At 70.4% G+C, this 18,142-nt stretch carries 18 protein-coding genes; 5 read left to right on the top strand and 13 right to left on the bottom strand.

Features of this window, described 5'->3' with window-relative positions:
• The first annotated feature begins 12 nt into the window (after window positions 1–12).
• The 3 genes from QC180_RS07825 to QC180_RS07815 all read left to right on the top strand — a co-directional run bounded on the left by QC180_RS07825 (window position 13) and on the right by QC180_RS07815 (window position 3,415).
• Complete coding sequence (locus QC180_RS07825; RefSeq protein ID WP_278261958.1) at window positions 13–603, top strand: DUF4822 domain-containing protein; 591 nt, start codon at window positions 13–15, stop codon at window positions 601–603.
• 234 nt (window positions 604–837) lie between these two features.
• Window positions 838–2,046 carry an LLM class flavin-dependent oxidoreductase gene (locus tag QC180_RS07820; RefSeq protein ID WP_278261957.1) on the top strand — a complete coding sequence of 403 codons (1,209 nt, stop codon included), beginning with the start codon at window positions 838–840 and terminating at the stop codon, window positions 2,044–2,046.
• 10 nt (window positions 2,047–2,056) lie between these two features.
• Window positions 2,057–3,415 (top strand): NtaA/DmoA family FMN-dependent monooxygenase, encoded by a 1,359-nt coding sequence (locus QC180_RS07815; protein WP_278261956.1) that lies wholly within the window; start codon window positions 2,057–2,059, stop codon window positions 3,413–3,415.
• Window positions 3,416–3,476: 61 nt separating this feature from the next.
• On the opposite strand, the gene QC180_RS07810 is transcribed toward QC180_RS07815, so the two are convergent.
• Together QC180_RS07810 and QC180_RS07805 are read right to left on the bottom strand one after the other, a co-directional pair.
• The gene (locus QC180_RS07810) at window positions 3,477–4,244 is read right to left on the bottom strand and encodes a class I SAM-dependent methyltransferase (protein ID WP_278261955.1); all 768 of its coding nucleotides are present in this window, start codon (window positions 4,242–4,244) and stop codon (window positions 3,477–3,479) included.
• 43 nt (window positions 4,245–4,287) lie between these two features.
• Window positions 4,288–5,322 (bottom strand): LLM class flavin-dependent oxidoreductase, encoded by a 1,035-nt coding sequence (locus tag QC180_RS07805; RefSeq protein WP_278261954.1) that lies wholly within the window; start codon window positions 5,320–5,322, stop codon window positions 4,288–4,290.
• 131 nt (window positions 5,323–5,453) lie between these two features.
• Between QC180_RS07805 and QC180_RS07800 the strand changes: the two genes are divergently transcribed.
• Window positions 5,454–7,007: an FAD-binding oxidoreductase gene (locus QC180_RS07800; protein ID WP_278261953.1), complete on the top strand. Its 1,554-nt coding sequence runs from the start codon at window positions 5,454–5,456 to the stop codon at window positions 7,005–7,007.
• A gap of 6 nt (window positions 7,008–7,013) precedes the next feature.
• Here QC180_RS07800 and QC180_RS07795 read toward each other — a convergent pair whose 3' ends face one another.
• The 9 genes from QC180_RS07795 to QC180_RS07755 form a co-directional block, all read right to left on the bottom strand.
• Window positions 7,014–7,832: a cyclase family protein gene (locus tag QC180_RS07795; RefSeq protein ID WP_278261952.1), complete on the bottom strand. Its 819-nt coding sequence runs from the start codon at window positions 7,830–7,832 to the stop codon at window positions 7,014–7,016.
• Window positions 7,833–7,861: 29 nt separating this feature from the next.
• Complete coding sequence (locus QC180_RS07790) at window positions 7,862–9,547, bottom strand: alpha/beta hydrolase (RefSeq protein WP_278261951.1); 1,686 nt, start codon at window positions 9,545–9,547, stop codon at window positions 7,862–7,864.
• Window positions 9,548–9,678: 131 nt separating this feature from the next.
• Window positions 9,679–10,674: an ABC transporter permease gene (locus tag QC180_RS07785; RefSeq protein WP_278261950.1), complete on the bottom strand. Its 996-nt coding sequence runs from the start codon at window positions 10,672–10,674 to the stop codon at window positions 9,679–9,681.
• Window positions 10,675–10,739: 65 nt separating this feature from the next.
• Complete coding sequence (locus tag QC180_RS07780; protein ID WP_278261949.1) at window positions 10,740–10,907, bottom strand: hypothetical protein; 168 nt, start codon at window positions 10,905–10,907, stop codon at window positions 10,740–10,742.
• Window positions 10,904–11,170 carry a hypothetical protein gene (locus QC180_RS07775; RefSeq protein ID WP_278261948.1) on the bottom strand — a complete coding sequence of 89 codons (267 nt, stop codon included), beginning with the start codon at window positions 11,168–11,170 and terminating at the stop codon, window positions 10,904–10,906. Before QC180_RS07775 ends, QC180_RS07780 begins: the two co-directional genes overlap by 4 nt.
• Window positions 11,171–11,287: 117 nt before the next feature.
• Window positions 11,288–12,253: an ABC transporter substrate-binding protein gene (locus tag QC180_RS07770; RefSeq protein WP_278261947.1), complete on the bottom strand. Its 966-nt coding sequence runs from the start codon at window positions 12,251–12,253 to the stop codon at window positions 11,288–11,290.
• A gap of 25 nt (window positions 12,254–12,278) precedes the next feature.
• Entirely contained in the window at window positions 12,279–13,037 is a 759-nt protein-coding gene (locus QC180_RS07765; protein WP_278261946.1) for an ABC transporter ATP-binding protein, read from the bottom strand.
• Between the two features lies 1 nt (window position 13,038).
• Window positions 13,039–13,863: an ABC transporter permease gene (locus QC180_RS07760; protein ID WP_278261945.1), complete on the bottom strand. Its 825-nt coding sequence runs from the start codon at window positions 13,861–13,863 to the stop codon at window positions 13,039–13,041.
• On the bottom strand, window positions 13,860–15,134 hold the full coding sequence (locus QC180_RS07755; protein WP_278261944.1) for an arylsulfotransferase family protein: 1,275 nt from the start codon (window positions 15,132–15,134) through the stop codon (window positions 13,860–13,862). Before QC180_RS07755 ends, QC180_RS07760 begins: the two co-directional genes overlap by 4 nt.
• A gap of 157 nt (window positions 15,135–15,291) precedes the next feature.
• On the opposite strand from QC180_RS07755, the gene QC180_RS07750 reads away from it, so the two are divergent.
• A complete protein-coding gene (locus tag QC180_RS07750; RefSeq protein WP_278261943.1) occupies window positions 15,292–16,329 on the top strand; it encodes a LacI family DNA-binding transcriptional regulator in 1,038 nt (345 codons plus the stop codon).
• Between the two features lie 7 nt (window positions 16,330–16,336).
• Here the strand turns inward: QC180_RS07750 and QC180_RS07745 are convergent, their stop codons facing one another.
• Window positions 16,337–17,608, bottom strand: coding sequence for a PucR family transcriptional regulator (locus tag QC180_RS07745; RefSeq protein ID WP_278261942.1), 1,272 nt, complete (start codon window positions 17,606–17,608; stop codon window positions 16,337–16,339).
• Window positions 17,609–17,829: 221 nt separating this feature from the next.
• Window positions 17,830–17,997 carry a hypothetical protein gene (locus QC180_RS07740; protein WP_278261941.1) on the bottom strand — a complete coding sequence of 56 codons (168 nt, stop codon included), beginning with the start codon at window positions 17,995–17,997 and terminating at the stop codon, window positions 17,830–17,832.
• Window positions 17,998–18,142 lie beyond the last annotated feature (145 nt).

Raw genomic sequence — 18,142 nt, 5'->3', positions numbered from 1 at the left:
AGGCTGACGGCCATGACGGAGCAGCGAAAACTCAGCAGAAAGATTGCGCCCGTGATTCTCGCCGTGACCGCCGCCGCCCTCGTGGGGGCCTGCGGCAGTGACGACGACACCGATTCCGCCGCGACGTCGACCTCGGTCGCCGCCACGACGACGGGTTCGATGACCACCACCTCGCCGACGGCGACCACCTCGGGTTCGGCGGCCACGTCCGTCCAACCGGGGACACCGTCGGCCATCCTCTCCGAGACCGCATGGGAGACCACCTCGGCGACCGACGCCACGGGCACCACGGTGTCCCTGGACGACGACGCCGTCGAGAACTACGTCGGCTACGCCTATTACGAGCCCGACGGCACCTTCACCATGTACACCCTCGAGGACGCCCCGAAGATGCAGGGCGACTGGGTGGTGTCCGCGGACGGCAAGACCCGCACCCTCGTCGCGAAGAACGACGCGGGCGAAGAGCAGTCGCGCCGCGATGTGGAGATCGTGACGTTGACCGATCAGGAGTTCACCTACCGGGTCTACCCGAATCCGGACGACAAGACGGTGTACTACGACATCGTCCACACCCCGACCACCCACCAGAAGCCCGCCAACTGACCCTCCCCCGGCCATCCTGTTCCGGCGAACAGGGTGGCCGGGTGCTATTTCCGGTCGATCGAGCTGAACGCAACAGTTGACATTCCCGCCGTCGCCGCCGTTTCCGCCGCCGACCAGGCCCGATGCCACCGGGCCCGCTGTCGCGCCGATCCCCCGAATCCGCTGTCGCCGTATGCCGATGGCGGCGCCGTGTTGTACGGGAGACCATTCACCGCAGCACAGAAACGGCACACGATGGCACCGAATCCCCTGCATCTGGGTGTGGCGCTCGACGGGGCGGGCTGGCACCCGGCCGCGTGGCGCGCCCCGCACGCACGCCCCACCGAATTGTTCAGCGCCGCCTACTGGATCGATCTGGTCACCACCGCTCAGCGCGGCCTGCTCGACTTCGTCACCATCGAGGACAGCCTGCGCGTCCCCGGTGACGCGCACACCCCCACCGACGACGCGATCGACCGGGTGCGGGCCCGGCTCGACGCGCACCTGATCGCCGCGCGGGTCGCGCCGTTGACCCGGCACATCGGCCTGATCCCCACGGTGACCACCACCCACACCGAGCCGTTCCACGTGGCCGCCGCGCTGGCCACCCTCGACTACACCTCGCGCGGGCGGGCGGGTTGGCAGGCCAGGGTGTCGGGCAGCGCGGAGGAGGCCGCGCACTTCGGTCGACGCGAGATCACCGACCTGAGCCCCGCCGAGATCGCCGAGGTGCTCGCCACGGGAACCGTCCCGCCGCACGCGCGGGAGTTGTTCGCGGAGGCCACCGATGTGGTCGAGGTGGTGCGGCGGCTGTGGGACAGCTGGGAGGACGGCGCGGAGATCCGCGATGTGGCGACCCGCCGATTCATCGACCGCGACAAGCTGCACTACGTCGATTTCGAGGGCTCGCACTTCTCGGTGCGCGGTCCGTCGATCACTCCGCGGCCGCCGCAGGGTCAGCCCGTCGTCACGGCGCTGGCCCACGCGCCGCTGGTCTACGAATTCGCCGCCGCCGGTGCGGATCTGGTGTTCGTCACCCCCTCGCGTGACGCGGGCCCCACACCGATCCTGGCGCAGGTGGCCACCGCGAGCGCGGCGCGCACGGGTGAACCGTTGCGGGTCTACGCCGATGTGGTGGTCTTCCTCGACACCGAGGAGGGCACCGGTCAGCAGCGCCTGGAGCAGTTGAACGAGCTCTCCGGTGCCGAATTCGCCTCCGATGCCGCGATTTTCGCGGGCAGCGCCGAGGATCTCGCCGATCTGCTCGCCGCCTGGAGCGAGCAGGGCGTGCACGGGTTCCGGCTGCGGCCAGGTGTCGCCGTCGACGATCTGGCCGCGATCGCCGACCGGCTGGTCCCGGTTCTGCAGAGCCGCAACCTGTTCCGCACCGGCTATCCCGACGGCTCACTGCGTGAGCTGCTCGGACTGCCCGCCACCGTTCCCAACCGCTACGCGACAGTGTGAGGTCCCGTCGATGAGTACATCCCGTAAGCAGGTCATCCTGGGCGCCTACCTCGGCGGCGTCAACCACCACACCGCGTGGTGGCATCCCGAGGCGGGCAGCCAGATCGATTTCAGCACCTTCGAACACACCGCGCGCACCGCCGAACGCGGCAAGTTCGACTTCTTCTTCCTGGCCGAGGGCCTGGCGCTGCGCGAACGCGCCGGGCGGATCTTCGATCAGGACATCATCGGCCGTCCCGACACCTTCGGTGTGCTGGCCGCGATCGCGGCGGTCACCGAGCATCTCGGTCTGGCGGGCACCATCAACGCCACCTTCAACGAGCCCTATGAGTTGGCCCGCCAGTTCGCCACCCTCGATCACCTCTCCGGCGGTCGGGCGGCGTGGAATGTGGTGACCTCCTTCGACGCGTTCACCGGACAGAACTTCCGCCGCGGCGGATTCCTCGACCCCGCCGACCGCTATGTGCGCGCCGAGGAGACATTGAATGCCGTGCGTGCCCTGTGGGATTCGTGGCGTGCCGACGACATCGTCGCCGACAAGCAGAGCGGGCGGTTCCTGGCCCGTCCCGACGCGGGCGAGTTCGCCTTCCGTGGACAGCAATTCGACATCGCGGGCCGGTTCACCGTGCCGCGCAGCCCGCAGGGCAGGCCGGTGATCCTGCAGGCCGGGGTCTCCCCGCAGGGCCGCGATTTCGCCGCCGCGAACGCCGACGCCATCTTCTCCCCCTACGGCAAACTGCCCGAGGCGGCCGAGTTCTACCGCGACGTCAAGGCGCGCGCGGTGGCGGCGGGCCGTGCGGCCGAGGACATCAAGATCCTGCCGTCGGCGAGTTTCGTACTCGGCGACACCGAGGCCGAGGCGATCGAGAAGTACCACGCGATCCGTGACGAGCAGGTCACCGGGCAGACCGCTCTGATCCTGCTCGAGCAGATCTGGAACCGCGATCTGTCGGCCTACGACCCCGAGGGCCCGATCCCCGATATCGAACCCGATCCCGACGGGCCGCCGATCATCCAGGGACGCGCCTTCCTGCACCAGGACCGATTCGCCACCGTCCGCAAGCTGCGCGAGGTGTCCGAGGCGAAGAAGCTGACACTGCGCGAGACGGTGATCGACCAGTTCGAACGCGGCCCGATCGTCGGCACACCCGCGCAGGTCGCGGAGAAGATCGACACCTTCGTCCAGCAGGACGGTTCCGACGGTTTCATTCTCGGCTCCCACCTGGTCCCCACCGGCCTGGACGAATTCGTCGACCACGTGGTCCCGCTCCTGCAGGACCGCGGCGCCCTGCGCGCCGACTACACCGGCACCACCCTGCGCGACAACCTGGGCCTGCCCGACGTCCGCTCGTCCACCGTCCCCGCCTGAATCCCTTGCCGCGGTGGGCATCTGCTCCGATGCCCACCGCGCCCCTCCCTTCTCCGTCGGCCTAGCGAGGCGACTCTTCGGTGACTGGCAGGCGTCGGAGGACGATCAGTGGGGTGCGGTAGTGCTCGACCACGGTCCCGCCGAGGGCGTCGACGGCTCGGGCGGCCTCGTCGACCTCGAGGGTGGTCCAGTCGCTGAACGTGGTGAACAGGTCGCGGATCTGGCTGGTGTCCAGTTCGATCGACCACGCGAATTCGGCGGTGTGGACGGGGTGGAAGTGGCCGGTGCGGGTGAGTTCGCGGACCCAGGCGGCGGTGTCGGATTCGGCGGGTGTGGGTCGTGTCGACCCGGGGCCGCGTCGTGCGGTGATGGCCGCGACCCGGCGGCGGAAGGGTGTGACCGGTACCGAAGAGTCACCGAATACGGTGCGCCACACCGCGAAACGACCGTCGGGGACGAGCGCGCGATGCACCGTCGGGAGGACCGTGTCGAGGTCGAACCAGTGCACGGCGGTCGCCGCGACGGCCAGGTCGAAGGCCACGGGTTCCAGCGGGACCGTCTCCGCGGTGGCGACGTGGACGGTGACCGAGGGCAGGCGCTGCCGCAACCGATGGGCCAGGGTGGCGCCGGGTTCGACGGCGGTGACGGTCGCGCCTTCCCGCACGAGCGGCGCGGTCGCCAGCCCGGAGCCCGCACCGAGGTCGAGCACGCGCAGGCCGGGGCGCAGCACGCCCAGGGACCGCAGTCGCTGCCATAGTTGTTCCGGGTAGGGCGGGCGGGCACGGTCGTACACCTCGGCGTGCGTGTCGAAATGGCGCGGGCCGAGCATCGAAGCCTTCCTGGTCCGGTCGCGGTGTCGGGGCGCTCGGAGCTCAGGCGGCTTCGTCGACGGTCGCCGGTGTCCAGCCCAGTTCGGGGCCGATCAGGGTGGCGGTGTCGTGCAGGATCTGCTCGTAGTCCTCGCGGTGGAATTCGTAGGGCAGTTCCAGGCGCAGCTCGCTGGTGTGGGCCAGTACGGGGTCGGCGTGCAGCTGCTCGAGGATCTGCTCGGCCGTGCCGACGACATCGCGGGCGAACAGCACCCGACGCTCGCCCTGGGGGCCGAGAGTGCGGTCGTGGCGGCTCGCGGCGTAGGCGCGGTAGCGCTCGCGGGTGGCGCGATCGGCGCTGTCGAACGGCACGATCACCCGGCCGATGGCGACGCGCGCGGGGCGGTCGGGGGCGATGCGGCGGCGGTAGTCCTCGATCAGCGTCCGCTGGGCGGTGCCGAAATCGTCGCTGGGCGTGCCGTGCAGGATATTGCCGCTGAGCAGGTTCAGCCCGTTCTCCGCCGCCCAGCGCACCGACCGGGTGCTCGCGCCGCCGTACCAGACGCGGTCGGCCAGCCCGGGGCTGTGCGGTTGCAGGCGGGGACGTTGGACATTGCCCGGCGAGTGGATGACGGTGTCGTCGTCGCCGAGGTACTCGCCGCGCAGGTTCTCGATCAGCCTGCTCACCCGACCGTAGGACAGGTCGAAATCGCGCCAGTCGCCGTCGAAGACGAGGTGCCCGATCAGGTCGGCGTGCGGGGGCACACCCGCGCTGAAGCCGGGTTGCAGCCTGCCCTGGGAGAGCACGTCGGCCAGCGAGAGGTCCTCGGCCAGCCGGAACGGGCTCTCGTAGCCGATCGGGATGACCGCGGTCCCCAATTCCACCCGGCGGGTGCGCTGGGCGGCCGCGGCCAGGAAGACCGCCGCCGACCCCACACCGTGTTCGAGGTGGCGCTGCCGGATCCAGGCGCCGTCGAAACCGATCCGCTCACCGAACTCGAACAGCCGCAGCGTGTCCTCGAGCCCGTGGTAGGGGTCTTCGTCGAGGTAGTTTCCCGGCGTCAGGAACGCCAGACCGCTGATCCGCGGAGTGCTCATCGCCGCCACCCTCGCACTGTCCGCATCGCCATCCCTCGATGGAACCCCAGGGCCGGGCCGACGACCAGAATTGCGCTCACCCCGAACACAAGTGGGCTAGTGTCCGATCCGATTCGGCTGAAAGGATTCCGGTGACCCTGTCCCGTCGACGATTGATCACCGCGGCCGCCGCGGGCGGTGCGCTCGCCGCGCTCGGCATACCCCGTGCCCGCGCCGGTGACCAGGTGCTGGGCGCGGGCGACACCGACTACCTCCCGCTGAGCCTGCGCGGCTACAACCGCCGGTTCCAGGCCAGGCCGGACCGGATCTACGTGCCGACCACCGCCGAGGAGGTGCGCACCGCGGTCGCCCGCGCCGTCGCGGAGAACTCGACGATCGCGGCCCGCTCGGGCGGGCACTGCTTCGACGACTTCGTCGACCATGCCGCGACCCGCTCACTCATCGACCTCGGCAAGCTCACCGCCGTGGACTGGGACGAGCGGCACCGCGCCTTCTCGGTGGGCGCGGGCGCCGATCTGGGCAGCGTCTACGACGCGCTGCACCGCTGGGGTGTGACGGTGCCGGGCGGGATCTGTCTGGGTGTGGGTATGGGCGGGCACGTCACCGGCGGCGGCTACGGCCCGCTGTCGCGGCGATTCGGGCTGGTCGCCGATCATCTGGCGGGGGTGGAGGTCGTCACCGTCGACGCCGACGGCTCGGCGCGCACGGTGACGGCCGTCAAGGACGGGCCCGAGCACGATCTGTGGTGGGCGCACACCGGCGGCGGTGGCGGCAATTTCGGTGTGGTGACGCGCTTCCTGCTGCGCTCCCCGGACTCCGACGGCTCCGATCCCGCGCACGCCCTGCCCGTGCCGCCGCGCCGGATGCTCAACGCGCGGCTGACCCTGCCGATCGCCACGGAGGACTCCTTCGTCCGGTTCCTGAGCAACTATCTCGGATTCTTCGCCCGTCATCGCGCGCCCGGTGACGATTTCGCCGGGCTGTACGCGCCGCTGATGTTCCACACCACCGGCACCGCGGCGGCGGAGATGCTGATCCTGCTCGACGCCGACGCGCCCGACGCCCGTGCGCGTTTCGACGAGTTCGTCGCGGCGGTGTGCGAGGGCGTGCAGCCCGGCGCGATCGTCCTGCCGGTCACCGAGCTGTCCTACTCCGACACCGTGCGCCAGGTGTATTACGCGAAGGGCGTGAACTCCACGCGCGTGAAGGTCAAAGCCGCCTACCTGCGCAATCCCTACACCCCCGACCAGCTGCGGATCTTCTACCGCTATCTCACCGATCCGGCCTTCCTCGGCGAATCCCAGCTGGAGTTCCTGCCGTTCGGTGGCGCGATCAACGCGGTGTCCGCCGACGCGACGGCCATGCCCGCACGGGATTCGTTCATGAAGATGCTCATCCACGCGTCCTGGCGGCTGCCGCACGACGACGAGCGCTACCTGCGCTGGGCCCGCGAGATGTATCGCGAGGTGCACGCCGGGACCGGCGGTGTGCCGGTGCCGAACGAGAACTACGGCGGCAGCTACATCAACTATCCGGATCCCGATCTGGCCGACCCGGCCTGGAACACCTCCGGATTGCCCTGGCACGCTTTCTATTACGGTGAGAACTACCCGCGTCTCCAGCGGATCAAGGCGACCTGGGATCCGCGTGACACCTTCCGGCACGCCCTGTCCATCGGCAGCTGACGACGCTCAGGTGAGCGCGAGCACCCGGCACGGCCCGCCCGTGCCGCCCACGTGTTTGGGCGCGCCCACGACCACGGTCGCGCCCGACGGCGGCACCGAGCCGAGAGCGGCCAGCATCTCCACGCCGTAGCGGCCCGCGCCGAGCAGGGCGGTGTGCGCGCCGTAGTCGGGATCGGCGCCGCAGTCGAGGCTGAGCGTGTCGACGCCAGCGCCGACGATGTCGCATTGCGTCACCAGGTATTCGACGGCCTCGCCGGAGAATCCGGGGGCGTGCGGTCGGCCCCGGCCGTCGAGGTTGAGGAAGGTCGCCGGGTCGGCCAGGCGGTGCTCCCAGCCGGAATACAGGGCGACGAACGCCCGTTCGGGGATCTCGCCGTGGGTGGCGCGCCAGGTGTCGATGTCGGCGACGGTCACCACCGCGTCGGCGTCGGCGGCCGCCTTGGCGCTGATGTCGAGGACGACCAGCGGGGCGACCAGGTCGGTGGCGGCCAGCGCGTCGGTGGTGGCGGCGCCGGGGATGCGGTGCACCGGGGCGTCGAGGTGGGTGCCGGTGTGCTCCCAGTAGCCGAGGGCCAGCTGGCCGAAACCGCCGGAGGCGTGCCAGGCCACCGGCACCATGGTGATCGGCGGATTACCCGGCCAGACCGGCAGTTCCGGCGTGAGCGTGTGGGTCAGGTCGACGACACCGCCGGTGCGGGGCGCGGCCGCGGCGGGCGCGGGCACCACCGCGGCGGCCGCGGCCAGACCCGCCAGCCCGAACAGGGCGCGGCGGTTCGGGCGCGGCGCGGCCTCGTGGACGTGACGGACGATCTCCGGGGCGCACATCGGCTCAAGATAGCCGAGCGGGCCGATGTTCAGTCCTCGTTCCGCAGCACGCCGCGCAGCCGTTCGGTGTCGGCGGGGGTCCAGCCGGGGGGTTGCAGGATCGCGGCCCAGGCATCGGCGATGGCGGCGTGGAAGGTGTGGCCGTGGCCGTCGGGGACATCGGTGGACACCGCCATGTCGGCCGACACCTGCAGGAACGTGATCACCGGAATCCAGCGGGTGCCCGCGAGCACGTCGGGTCCGCGCGGTTCGCGCAGCCAGTCGGGTTCCTGGAACAGCAGCCGCGGGGTCCACCAGGTGATCGGATCGGAGGCGTGTTGCAGGTAGACCACCCGGGGAGCGGGCCACGGCCGGTCCGGACGCGCCAGATCGGGTGCGTCGGCGACGAATCGGACCGTCCGGCCGTCGCGGTAGACGGGCAGCCACTCCGGGGAACCGGGGTCGCGGCGGGCGGTGGCGTCACCCCAGACCGGGTTGGTGGCCGTCGGGCCGACGAACAGCACGCCGTCGGTGCGCGCGGCCATGTCCTGGATGCCGGAGAAGGCCGCCTCACCGCCGAAGGAGCCGAGGCTCTCGCCGAAGACGACGAGTTTCGGGCGGCGGTCCGGCGGCAGCGTGTCCCATTCGGCTTTGACGGCCTCGAACAGGGCCTGGCCCGCCTGCCTGGCACGTTCCTGGTCGACCAGGAACGATAACCAGCTCGGCAGATACGAGTACTGCATGCTCACCAGCGCGCTGTCGCCATTGGCCAGGTATTCGATGCCGGAAGCGGTCGATTCGTTGATCCAGCCGGTGCCGGTGGTGGTCGCCACGCCGAGCACGGACCGCTCGAAGGCGCCGGTCCGCCGCAACTCGGCGACCGCGAGATCGGCTTCGGCGCGGACGTTCTCGGCCGAGGCCAGGCCGGTGTAGACGCGGACCGGTTCGCGCGCGGGTTTGCCGCTGAAGGCGGTGAGTTCGGCGGCGGTCGGTCCGTTGGCGACGAAGATGCGGCCCTGCCTGCCGAGTGAGTCCCAGCTCACCAGCGAGCCGGGGCCACCCGAGCGATCACGCGACTCCGGTTTCGGGGTGTCCTCGGAGATCTCCTCGTTCACGGCTTTGAAGGTGTTGTTCAGTGCCGCCATGGCCACGTCGGCGACCACGCCGTTGAGTACCGCGATCGCCAGGGCCACCACGATGATCCCGCCCAGCAGCGCGGCCACGCGCGGCGGCAGCACCCGCGCGAGCAGCCTGCCGACCCCACGCACGGCGGCCCGGGCGACCCGCGCCACCACGAGCAGCACCAGGAAGACGACGGCGGCGATGACCACCAGCACCGGGTAGGCGTGCCACGGGAGATCGGAAACGCCCATGAGCGTGCGCAATTCGTTCTGCCACCCGGCATACCAGAACAGCACCCCCACGGTGCCCGCGACCGCCAGCAGACCCAGCCCCCACCGCACCGGCCGGGGCGGACCGGGCAGGGATCGTTGCAGCAGCCAGCCGATCAGCGCGGCCACGGCGACCCCGAGGCCATAGCCGACCACCGCGGCGGCACCGGAGACCAGGCCCTGGAACAGGGGTCCGCGCGGCAGCAGCGAGGGAGTCAGCGAGAGCCAGGCGAACAGCACCGCGCCGATCGCGCCACCGAAACCGACACCGCTGCCCCGGGCTGCCGTCGTCCGCGCCGCATGGCGTTCGCGTGCCGGTTCGTCGTCGACGCTCGCGGTCGTCATGAGCCGCTCCCCGGCGCGACCCAGGGTGAGTTCGATCGTCTCGATATTCTCGCGACCCGGCGCATTTCTGCACTATACGGCCAGGAACAGCGGTAATCCGGAATCTCAACGACCGCGTCGTCCAGGTCCGATCAGCGGTCCGTCGCGGCGCGTGGGTCACGACGGAACCGCACGACCACGGCGGCCATCACCATCAGCACGAGCAGCGGCAGCCACAGACTGGTGAGCGGCGCGCCACGCAGCATCACGCCCTGGGCGATCATGGTGAAGTAGGTCAGCGGCAGCAGGTAGCCGATCCAGCGCACCCCGGCGGCCATGGCGTCGAGCGGAAAGATCATGCCGGACAGCACGATCTGGACCAGCAGGAACACCAGAGTCACCTGCACGACCCGGCCCGTCGTCCGCGCCACGGACGTGATCAGCGCGCCCAGGCACACCACCAGGAACACGAAGATCGCCGCGCCCACCGCGAACACCAGCACGCTGCCGGTGAACGGCACACCGAACAGCAGCAGGCCGAACACGGTCACCGCGATCAGTTCCAGGGCGGTCAGCAGGAAGTACGGCGCGATCTCGCCCAGGACCACCCCGCTCCGGCCGCCCGCCGCCGACTCTTCGGGAGCGCCCGTCTGCCGCCGCAGCCCGATACCGGTGACGATCAGGCCGACGAAGGTGACGATGAGCCCGATGATCGCGGGCACCAGCACCCACGAGGTCTTCAACTCCGGGTTGAACAGCACCTCGGGCCGGACGGCACCGCTGATCTTGTTGAGCACCGCGATGCTCGACTGCGCGGCGAACAGGTCGGACCCGTCCACCAGCGCGACCGTCGTGATCGCCGACCCCGACGCCACGAACGCGACATCGACCTCGTCGTCGCGCACCCTCCGCTCGGCCTCGGCCCGGGTGTCCTCCGGCGCGGTCACCACGACCTCGAAGAACTCCGGCAACGCGGGCCCGGTGGTCGCGGCCAGCGGCCCGACCACCGCCGCCCGCACCGCCCCAGGGAAGAACCCGGCCGCGCAACCGAAGACCACCAGCGCCAGCACCGGCAACGCCACCAGGACGAGCACCGCCCGGCGGTCGCGCCGCAGCTCTCGCAGCTCCTCGAGGATCCTCGCCCGCATCGTCGGATCGTAGACGCGACACCGTAGTCGCCCGCCGCACCGCGCCGGGCGATCGCCCGAACAGCTCAGCCGGTGCGGGGACGTGGGGTGTGCCGACACCGCCTGCCCGCGCGGTAGGAGGAGCGGTCCTGAGCGAGCCACCAACTGACGGCGGCCACGGCGTATCCGGCGACGACCGAGCCGATGGTCAGGGCGGCGAGGGTGCCGAGCAGGAGCAGGGCCATCGCGCTCATCGGGGGTCGCCCTGGTTCGCGGGGCGGTTGTGGGGGCGGTCCGAGCGGGCGCGGCGGGCGGCGTCGGCGAGGTCGATGATGTCGTAGGCCATCGCGCAGCTCTCCCACATCAGGTCCCGGCCCGAGGTGGTCGCCGCGGCCCGGCGGATTCTGCGCTGTCGGGTGAACACGGCCGCCTGGACCTCGGTGGCGAGTTCACCGAGTGCTCGGAGGTCGGCAGCGGCCGTGTCCAGCCAGGCATTCACCGATGTCTGCAACTTCATTGTCGCCACCCCGCCCGGATGTGTTGAGTGAACATTTGTACACTGAATACATCGAGGCTATCCGGTAACGCCGGTACCGGCAACTCCCCCGCCCGAAAACCGGCGGCGGACGTGAGGTTAGCCGTTCGCGGGCAGGAAGCGATAGTCCAGGACGGTGGCGTAATCGGGCAGGGTCGTGCTCGCGGGAATCTTGCCCTGGCCCTTCGCCCAGACGCCGAGTTCACCGAGCTTCGTGGCCAGGTCCGGGGTGAGCTGGAGCGTGAAGTCGAACTGCGGCAACACCGTTCGCAGCAGGCCGGGCTCGAGCTGGGTGGCGGTGGCCACGGCCGTGATCGCCGGATCGGACAGCTCGCGCAGGTCCCGGCCCGCGTCGTCGAGGGCGGCGAAGAACGCCGAGAGCGCCGCGGACTTCGTCGTGACCGCGCGCTCCGCGGCCAGATACAGGCTGTGCTGGTGGTAGCTGCCGCCGGTCAGCTCGACCGCGTCGGCGCCGAGCGCCTGCACGACCTGGGCCTGATACGGCTGGAAGATCGACACCGCGTCCACATCGCGACGGGTCGCGGCGGTGACCGTCGCCGACGGCGCCACCTGGACCAGCTCGGCCTCGATGCCGTTGTCCGCCAGGGTGTTCGCCGCGAAGTAGGCCGCGCTGGTGCCGATGGGCGTGCCGATCTTCTTCCCGGCCAGATCCGCCACCGTGGTGATGCCCGCGTCGCGGCGGGCGATGATGCGCGAGCCCTCCCAGCGGGCGCCGTCGCCCACCACGCGCAGCGACGGTGACTTGCTGAGCACGGCGGCGCTGGGCACATCGGCCGCGGTGGCCACGTCGAGCTGACCGGCCGCGACGGCCTGGAGGGCCTCGATCCCGGACGGGAAGTTCACCACCTCGACCTTCACCCCGTGCTTGCCGAAATAGCCCGCCGCGGCGGCGACGGGCACCTGGGCCCACGACGGGTCGACCACGAAGCCGACGGTGAGGGTGTCCGGGTCGTCGGCGGCGCTGTCGCCGCAGGCCGCGGCGGTGAGCGCGAGGGCGGTCGCGGTGATCGCGGCGGTGACGATCCGCGTCAGAGATGTCTTCACAGGGTGTTCCTCGGGGGTGATGGGTTCAGCGGGTGGACTCGGCGATACCGAGCCGGTGGTGCAGTTGCTTGCGGATCTCGCTGTAGCCGGGCAGGTCGGCGAGGGTGTCCGCGGGGCGGGGGCGGTCGAGCGGGTTGGTGATGCGCTCGGCGAGGTGGCCGTCGGTGATCACCTCGACGGTGTCGGCGAGGCGGATGGCCTCGTCGACGTCGTGGGTGACGAACACGATGGTGCGCCGCGCGCGCGTCCACAGGTCGGTGAGCAGGTCCTGCATCTTCAACCGGGTCAGGGCGTCGAGGGCGGCGAAGGGCTCGTCCATGAGCATCACGGCGGGTTCCCCGGCGAGCAGGCGGGCGATGCTCACCCGCTGCCGCATGCCACCGGAGAGTTCGCTGGGCCGCCGGTCGGCGATCGCGCGGGCCAGTTCGACGTCGTCGAGCAGGGCGGCGACCCGGGCGGGTCGGTCGGCCGCGCGGACGCCACGGGCGCGCAGGGCGAAGCCGATGTTGTCGGCCACGCTCATCCACGGGAACAGCACGTCGCGCTGGAAGGCCACGCCGCGGCGCGGGTCCGGCGCGGTCACGGCGACACCGTTGTCGGTGACCGTGCCCGAGGTCGGGGTGATGAGTCCGGCCAGGCAGTGCAGCAGCGTCGATTTCCCCGATCCCGAGGCGCCGACCAGCACGGTGAACGAGCCGTCCGGGATGGTCAGGGAGATGCCGTCGAGGGTGGGGGCCGGGTTGCCCGGGTAGTGCACGACCAGGTCGTCGGTCCGGATGGGCATGTCAGTGTTCCTCCGCGGCCCAGCGGGTGAGCGGGGCGGTGGTCGAGGCGATGACCAGGTCGGCCAGGGCGCCGAGGACGCCCAGCACGATCAGGCAGGCGATCAACCGATCGGCCTGGGAGAACAGCTGGGCCTGGTAGATGCGGTAGCCGAGTCCGGCGGTGGTGCCGCTCATCTCGGCCACGACGATGAGCACGAACGCCATCGCGGCGCCGACCCGCAGCCCGGACACGATGTCGGGCGCCGCTTCCGGCAGCACGATCTCGAGCAGGGTCTGCCGTCGGCGCGCGCCCAGGCAGCGGGCGGCGCGCAGGTAGTCGCGCGGGGTGCTCGCCAGACCGGCGTGGCTGTTGATCCACACCGGCACGAACACACCGAGCGCGATGACCAGTGCCTTGCTGCCCTCGCCGAGGCCGAACCAGAGGATGGCCAGGGGCACCAGGCCGATGGTGGGGATCGGTGAGAGCAGGCGCAGGACGGGCTGGAGCAGCTGCCGTCCGAGTGTGGTGTTCGCGGTGACGACGGCGGCCCCGATCCCGGCGACGGCGCCGAGCGCGAATCCGCCGACCGCCCGACGCAGGCTGGCCAGCACGTCGGCGGCGAGGAGGTCCTCGCGCCAGAGGTCGGCCCCGGCGCGCAGGATCTCGGGAACGCTGGGCAGCAGTTCGCGCGGGAACTGCCCGGAGGCCACCAGCAGGGTCCAGGCGAGCCCGGCCAGGATCAGCCCGGCCAGTGTCCAGCCGAGCGACCCGCCGCGCGCGACCCACGCCGACATCGGCAGCCGTCGCGGCCTCGCGGCGACCGGCTCGCGCACGGTGCTCGTCATGCCGGAACCCAGGCGAAGGGCACCGAGTACGCCCGGTAGACCAGCGGGGTCAGGGTGAGCCGGTCGACGCCGGGCACCCGGGGTTCGCGCACCTCCGGCTCGCCGCCGACCCCGTAACCCACGTACGGGCTGTGGTACTCCCAGACCACCGCGCCCTCGGGCGTCACCTGGAAGATCCGGCCCTGCATGCCCTCGGTGATCAGGGTGTTGCCGTTCGGGAGCCGCTGGGCGTTGCTGACGAAGGAACTGAAGAACGTCCATGACGGCCGCTCGGAGTCCTCGGCGGTGTACTGCCAGACGATCTCGCGCGTGATCGGGTCGATCTCGAGCACCCGCGAGCCCGCGTAGATGCCCAGGGGCGCGGGCGGATATCCCGCGCCGCCCTGATTGTCGAAGACCAGGATGTTGCCCGCGCCGGGCAGCCCCTCGGGGATCAGGTGCGGGTTGTGCTGACCGGAGATCTGGTCGACCGGGCGCGGCACGGTGTGCGCGTTGATCCGCTGATGCTGGGCGCCGGGCGCGTCGTCGAAATAGGGACCGAGCCGCCAGAGCACCGCGCCGGACACCTTGTCGATCAGCGCGATCACATTCGCCTTGCGGAAGCTGACCAGGATGTTGTCGGGATGGAAGACACCGTCCGGGTCGGCGTCGTGCCAGCGGTTCGGGCCGAGCGGGGTGGCGCTGTTCATCTCGAGATAGCCCCACGGATCCTCGGGGTCGCGGGCGGCGGTCTCGCGCAGGGCCCGGCGGCCCTCCTCGGAGAAGCCGAACTCGTCGAGATGGTCACCGGCGAGCCACTGCCAGACGATCTCACCGTCCGGGTCGACCTCGTAGAGTCCCTGGTCGCCGACGGTGGCGGGCAGGTCGAGTTGGGCGACGACGCGGGGCACCGTGACCAGCAGCAGCCGGTTGCCGTTGGGCAGCAACTGCCAGTCGTGGTTCTGTCGGGCCGCCCCGCTCGGCGCCTGACTCCCCCATTCCCAGACCCGCTCGCCGGACCAATCCAGTTGTCCGACAGTGCCGTTGGCGTAGATGCCGCCGCGCCCGTCGCCGCTCTCGCTCAGCTGCACCCCGAGATCGCCGAGCCTGCCGCCGTTGAGTGCCGGGTCGATGAGCCGCGGCGGCACGCCCGCGTAGGGCCACTCGCGCACGACGGTGCCGTCGAGGGCGAGCAGCCGGGTGACCGAGTCGGCACCGGTGAACAGCACCAGGCTGTCGTGGGCGGCGTCCGGTTCGTAGTGGGTGACTCCCGTGAGTCGTGCGTAGGACATGTCGTCTACTCCACCTGTCGGTTGTTGCGCCCGTGGGTCGCGTCGGTAACGGATCTAATCGATTAGCGTAGAGACGCACACGGAGCGGAACAGGGTAGGAATCGCGATGAACGAAAACCTTCGGAACCGGCGGACCGGCGGGCAGACTCGCCCGGATGTGACCGCCAAACGCCCCACCCTCGCCGATGTGGCGGCCCGCGCCGGAGTCTCCACCGCCGTAGTGAGCTACGTGCTCAACGACGGCCCGCGTCCCGTCTCGGAGGCATTGCGCGCCAAGGTGATCGCCGCGGCCGACGAGTTGCGCTACCGCCCCGACCGACTGGCCAGAGCGCTGCGGCGGCCGCGCCGGTGGCGACAGATCGGACTACTGGTGCCCGATCTGACCATGCCGCTGTTCGCCGCCATCGTCGGCCGGGTGGAGATCGAGGCCAGGGCCCGCGACCATCTGACCATGATCGGCAACACCGGCTACGACCCCGATCGCGAGACCGAGTTCGCCACCGCGTTCACCGAGGTCGGCATCGACGGGCTACTGGTGGCCGGGGCGGTGGATCCGGCCGGGACCAGCGCGATCTGCGCGCGAGCCCGCATGCCCGTGGTGTGGGTCCACAACACCCGCACCCCGGTCGACGCCCCGCTGGTGCGGGCCGATCACGAGGCGGCGGGCAGACTCGCCGCCGAGCATCTCGCCGACGTCCACGGCTGCCGTGACCTGGTCTTCGTCGGTGGCTTCACCGCCGCCGACGTCCGCTACGGCGACCGGGAGACCGTCGCGCAGCGTCATCGCGGATTCGCCGCGGTCGCCGGGGCGGCCGCGCCGGTCGTGCGCACCGATCTCACCGCCGCGGGCGCCTACGAGCGGGTCAGCGCGTATCTGCGGACCCGCGCCCGGCCGCCGGAGGGGATCGTCGTGGGCACCAACGCCCAGGCCGAGGCCACGCTGCGGGCGATCACCGACGCGGAACTGGCTGTCCCGGAACAGGTCCGGGTAGTCGGCTTCGACACCTCGGCGGCGCGACAGTTCGGGCAGCTGACCCTGGCCTCGGTGCAACAGCCGATCGAGGACATCACCCGGCACGCCCTGGACCGGCTGCTCGGTTCCCCGGCGGACTCGGTGCCCGCGCCGGAGCCCATGCCGATCGTGCTGTCCCCCGGGGAGTCCTGCGGCTGCGCCGGGTCACCGTCGGGGCACTGACGACGGATCAGCCCGCGCGCGAGCGGGTCTCACGGTCGGCGCGCACGGTCCGGTCGCGTCCGGAACCGCGATGCGCGCGGATCAGCAGGGCCGCGCGCAGATAACAGAGTCCGGTGATGTCGTTGAGATCGAAGCCGGTCAGCTGGCCGATGCGTTTGAGCCGGTAGTCGACGGTGTTGGTGTGCACGAACAATTCGCGCGCGGTCTGGGTGCGCCGCATATTCGAGGCCAGATACACCTCGAGTGTCTGCAGCAATTCCGGATGGGATTCCAGGGAATCGACGACCGAACTCAGATAGTCGCGGGCCGGTCCCTGCCGGGTGAGCTGATATTCGAAGGCCAATTCGTGCGGCCGATAGACTTTGCTCTCACCATCGAGCCGGTGCACTATTTCCACGAGCTCGTGGACCTGTTCGGCGGCACGCGGAATATCGGCGGGCGCGGCGGGCATCGTCACCGCCCGGACCGGCACCTGCGCGGCCGTGGACAGCGCGGTGATCAGCTGGTCCAGTTCCGGTTCGGAGAATTCGGAGGTGGGCAGCAGCAGGGTGCCGCCGTCGACGCTGAGCAGCGAGAGCACCTTGCCCACGCACTGATTCGCCAATTCGGCCTGCACGCGACGCAATTTGCGGCGGGCGACCACATTCGCGTCCAGCGACGGGTCGAGTTCCTCCGGATGCGGTGGCAGGGCGAGCGCGATGACGTGATAGCGCTCGGCGACCTCGATCCCGCACTCCCTGGCCATCGTGGAGGTGTTCTGGCCGCCGAGCAGCGCGGAGGTGAGCGTGTGCACGGCGGTGTGGTGCTCGCTGACCACCGAGCGCAGTTCGCGGACGTAGGCCATCGAGACCGCCGAGGTGATCATGCTCTGCACGTCGGTGAGCCTGCGGGCTACGCCGACGACGGTGTCGTGGTCGTGGTTGGTGACGTGCGCGGTCACCAGGTCGAAGCCGAGTTTGAAGCCCTCGTGCACGGCGGTGTGGATGGTGTCGATCGGGATGCCCTCGCGCGCCCACCCGGCGGCGGCGGCTTGGATGCGCTCGAGGCGCCCCGGTAGGTCGCGACCGTCGAGCACGCCACCGGTGAGCTCCAGACACACCCGGGTCACGGCGGTGACGTCACCGTCGAGCACTTCGCCGGGCAGTGTTGCGCAGGGCACGACATTCTCGATGAAATGTCCGACCATCTGGCGGGAGATCGTCCGCACGTCCTTCAGCGGAGTCGATACCGGACGACCAGCAGCGGTCAGGAACGGAGCAATGGATCGTGAGCCTGCCATGGTGAATCCTTCCCACCCAGATCAACTGGGCAAGGTCCCAACCTACCGTGTGCGACACAGCGCCGCCTCGCCTTTGCTTGTGACGAACGGCAACGTCGATCCGGGATCGATTAGGGGTTCCTACAAAATCGGGGCCACCCGGCGACGACGAATCGCGGCGGGACCGCGCAATCCCGCGCACAGGGCGGTTCGCCACCGCCGGGGGCACTCCGGCTGACCCGTTACAGGCAGAAGCTCAGTTCGATGGGGCCGACCGGGATGGGCAGGCATACCTCGACCGAACCCGCGACGGGTTCGGGCGCCGCCGCGGTGGCTGTTCCGGCGCTGAGCGCGCCCGCGGACAGGACCAGGGCGACAACGGCGAGCGGACGGGCAGTTCTGGATTTCATAGCATAGACCTCGATTGCATTGTGTGACACATCCCCATCTCGGGGACATCTCGATCAGATCACAATGGACACGTCGAGCGGTGAAATCTCTTGAGTTTCTGACTTTCTCCGCACTATGCGCGGAATCGTCATGGATACCTACAAC

Source organism: Nocardia anocheti (assembly GCF_029675105.1).
GTDB lineage: Bacteria > Actinomycetota > Actinomycetes > Mycobacteriales > Mycobacteriaceae > Nocardia.
This window is presented reverse-complemented; position numbering and strand designations above follow the sequence as displayed.

Excerpts from the sequence above, each read along its gene's own strand:
- QC180_RS07795 (WP_278261952.1), bottom strand. The coding sequence starts at position 7,832 with ATGTGCGCCCCGGAGATCGTCCGTCACGTCCACGAGGCCGCGCCGCGC.
- QC180_RS07810 (WP_278261955.1), bottom strand. The coding sequence starts at position 4,244 with ATGCTCGGCCCGCGCCATTTCGACACGCACGCCGAGGTGTACGACCGT.
- QC180_RS07780 (WP_278261949.1), bottom strand. The coding sequence starts at position 10,907 with ATGAGCGCGATGGCCCTGCTCCTGCTCGGCACCCTCGCCGCCCTGACC.
- QC180_RS07775 (WP_278261948.1), bottom strand. The coding sequence starts at position 11,170 with ATGAAGTTGCAGACATCGGTGAATGCCTGGCTGGACACGGCCGCTGCC.
- QC180_RS07805 (WP_278261954.1), bottom strand. The coding sequence starts at position 5,322 with ATGAGCACTCCGCGGATCAGCGGTCTGGCGTTCCTGACGCCGGGAAAC.
- QC180_RS07760 (WP_278261945.1), bottom strand. The coding sequence starts at position 13,863 with ATGACGAGCACCGTGCGCGAGCCGGTCGCCGCGAGGCCGCGACGGCTG.
- QC180_RS07755 (WP_278261944.1), bottom strand. The coding sequence starts at position 15,134 with ATGTCCTACGCACGACTCACGGGAGTCACCCACTACGAACCGGACGCC.
- QC180_RS07765 (WP_278261946.1), bottom strand. The coding sequence starts at position 13,037 with ATGCCCATCCGGACCGACGACCTGGTCGTGCACTACCCGGGCAACCCG.
- QC180_RS07825 (WP_278261958.1), top strand. The coding sequence starts at position 13 with ATGACGGAGCAGCGAAAACTCAGCAGAAAGATTGCGCCCGTGATTCTC.
- QC180_RS07815 (WP_278261956.1), top strand. The coding sequence starts at position 2,057 with ATGAGTACATCCCGTAAGCAGGTCATCCTGGGCGCCTACCTCGGCGGC.
- QC180_RS07790 (WP_278261951.1), bottom strand. The coding sequence starts at position 9,547 with ATGACGACCGCGAGCGTCGACGACGAACCGGCACGCGAACGCCATGCG.
- QC180_RS07745 (WP_278261942.1), bottom strand. The coding sequence starts at position 17,608 with ATGGCAGGCTCACGATCCATTGCTCCGTTCCTGACCGCTGCTGGTCGT.
- QC180_RS07740 (WP_278261941.1), bottom strand. The coding sequence starts at position 17,997 with ATGAAATCCAGAACTGCCCGTCCGCTCGCCGTTGTCGCCCTGGTCCTG.
- QC180_RS07785 (WP_278261950.1), bottom strand. The coding sequence starts at position 10,674 with ATGCGGGCGAGGATCCTCGAGGAGCTGCGAGAGCTGCGGCGCGACCGC.
- QC180_RS07820 (WP_278261957.1), top strand. The coding sequence starts at position 838 with ATGGCACCGAATCCCCTGCATCTGGGTGTGGCGCTCGACGGGGCGGGC.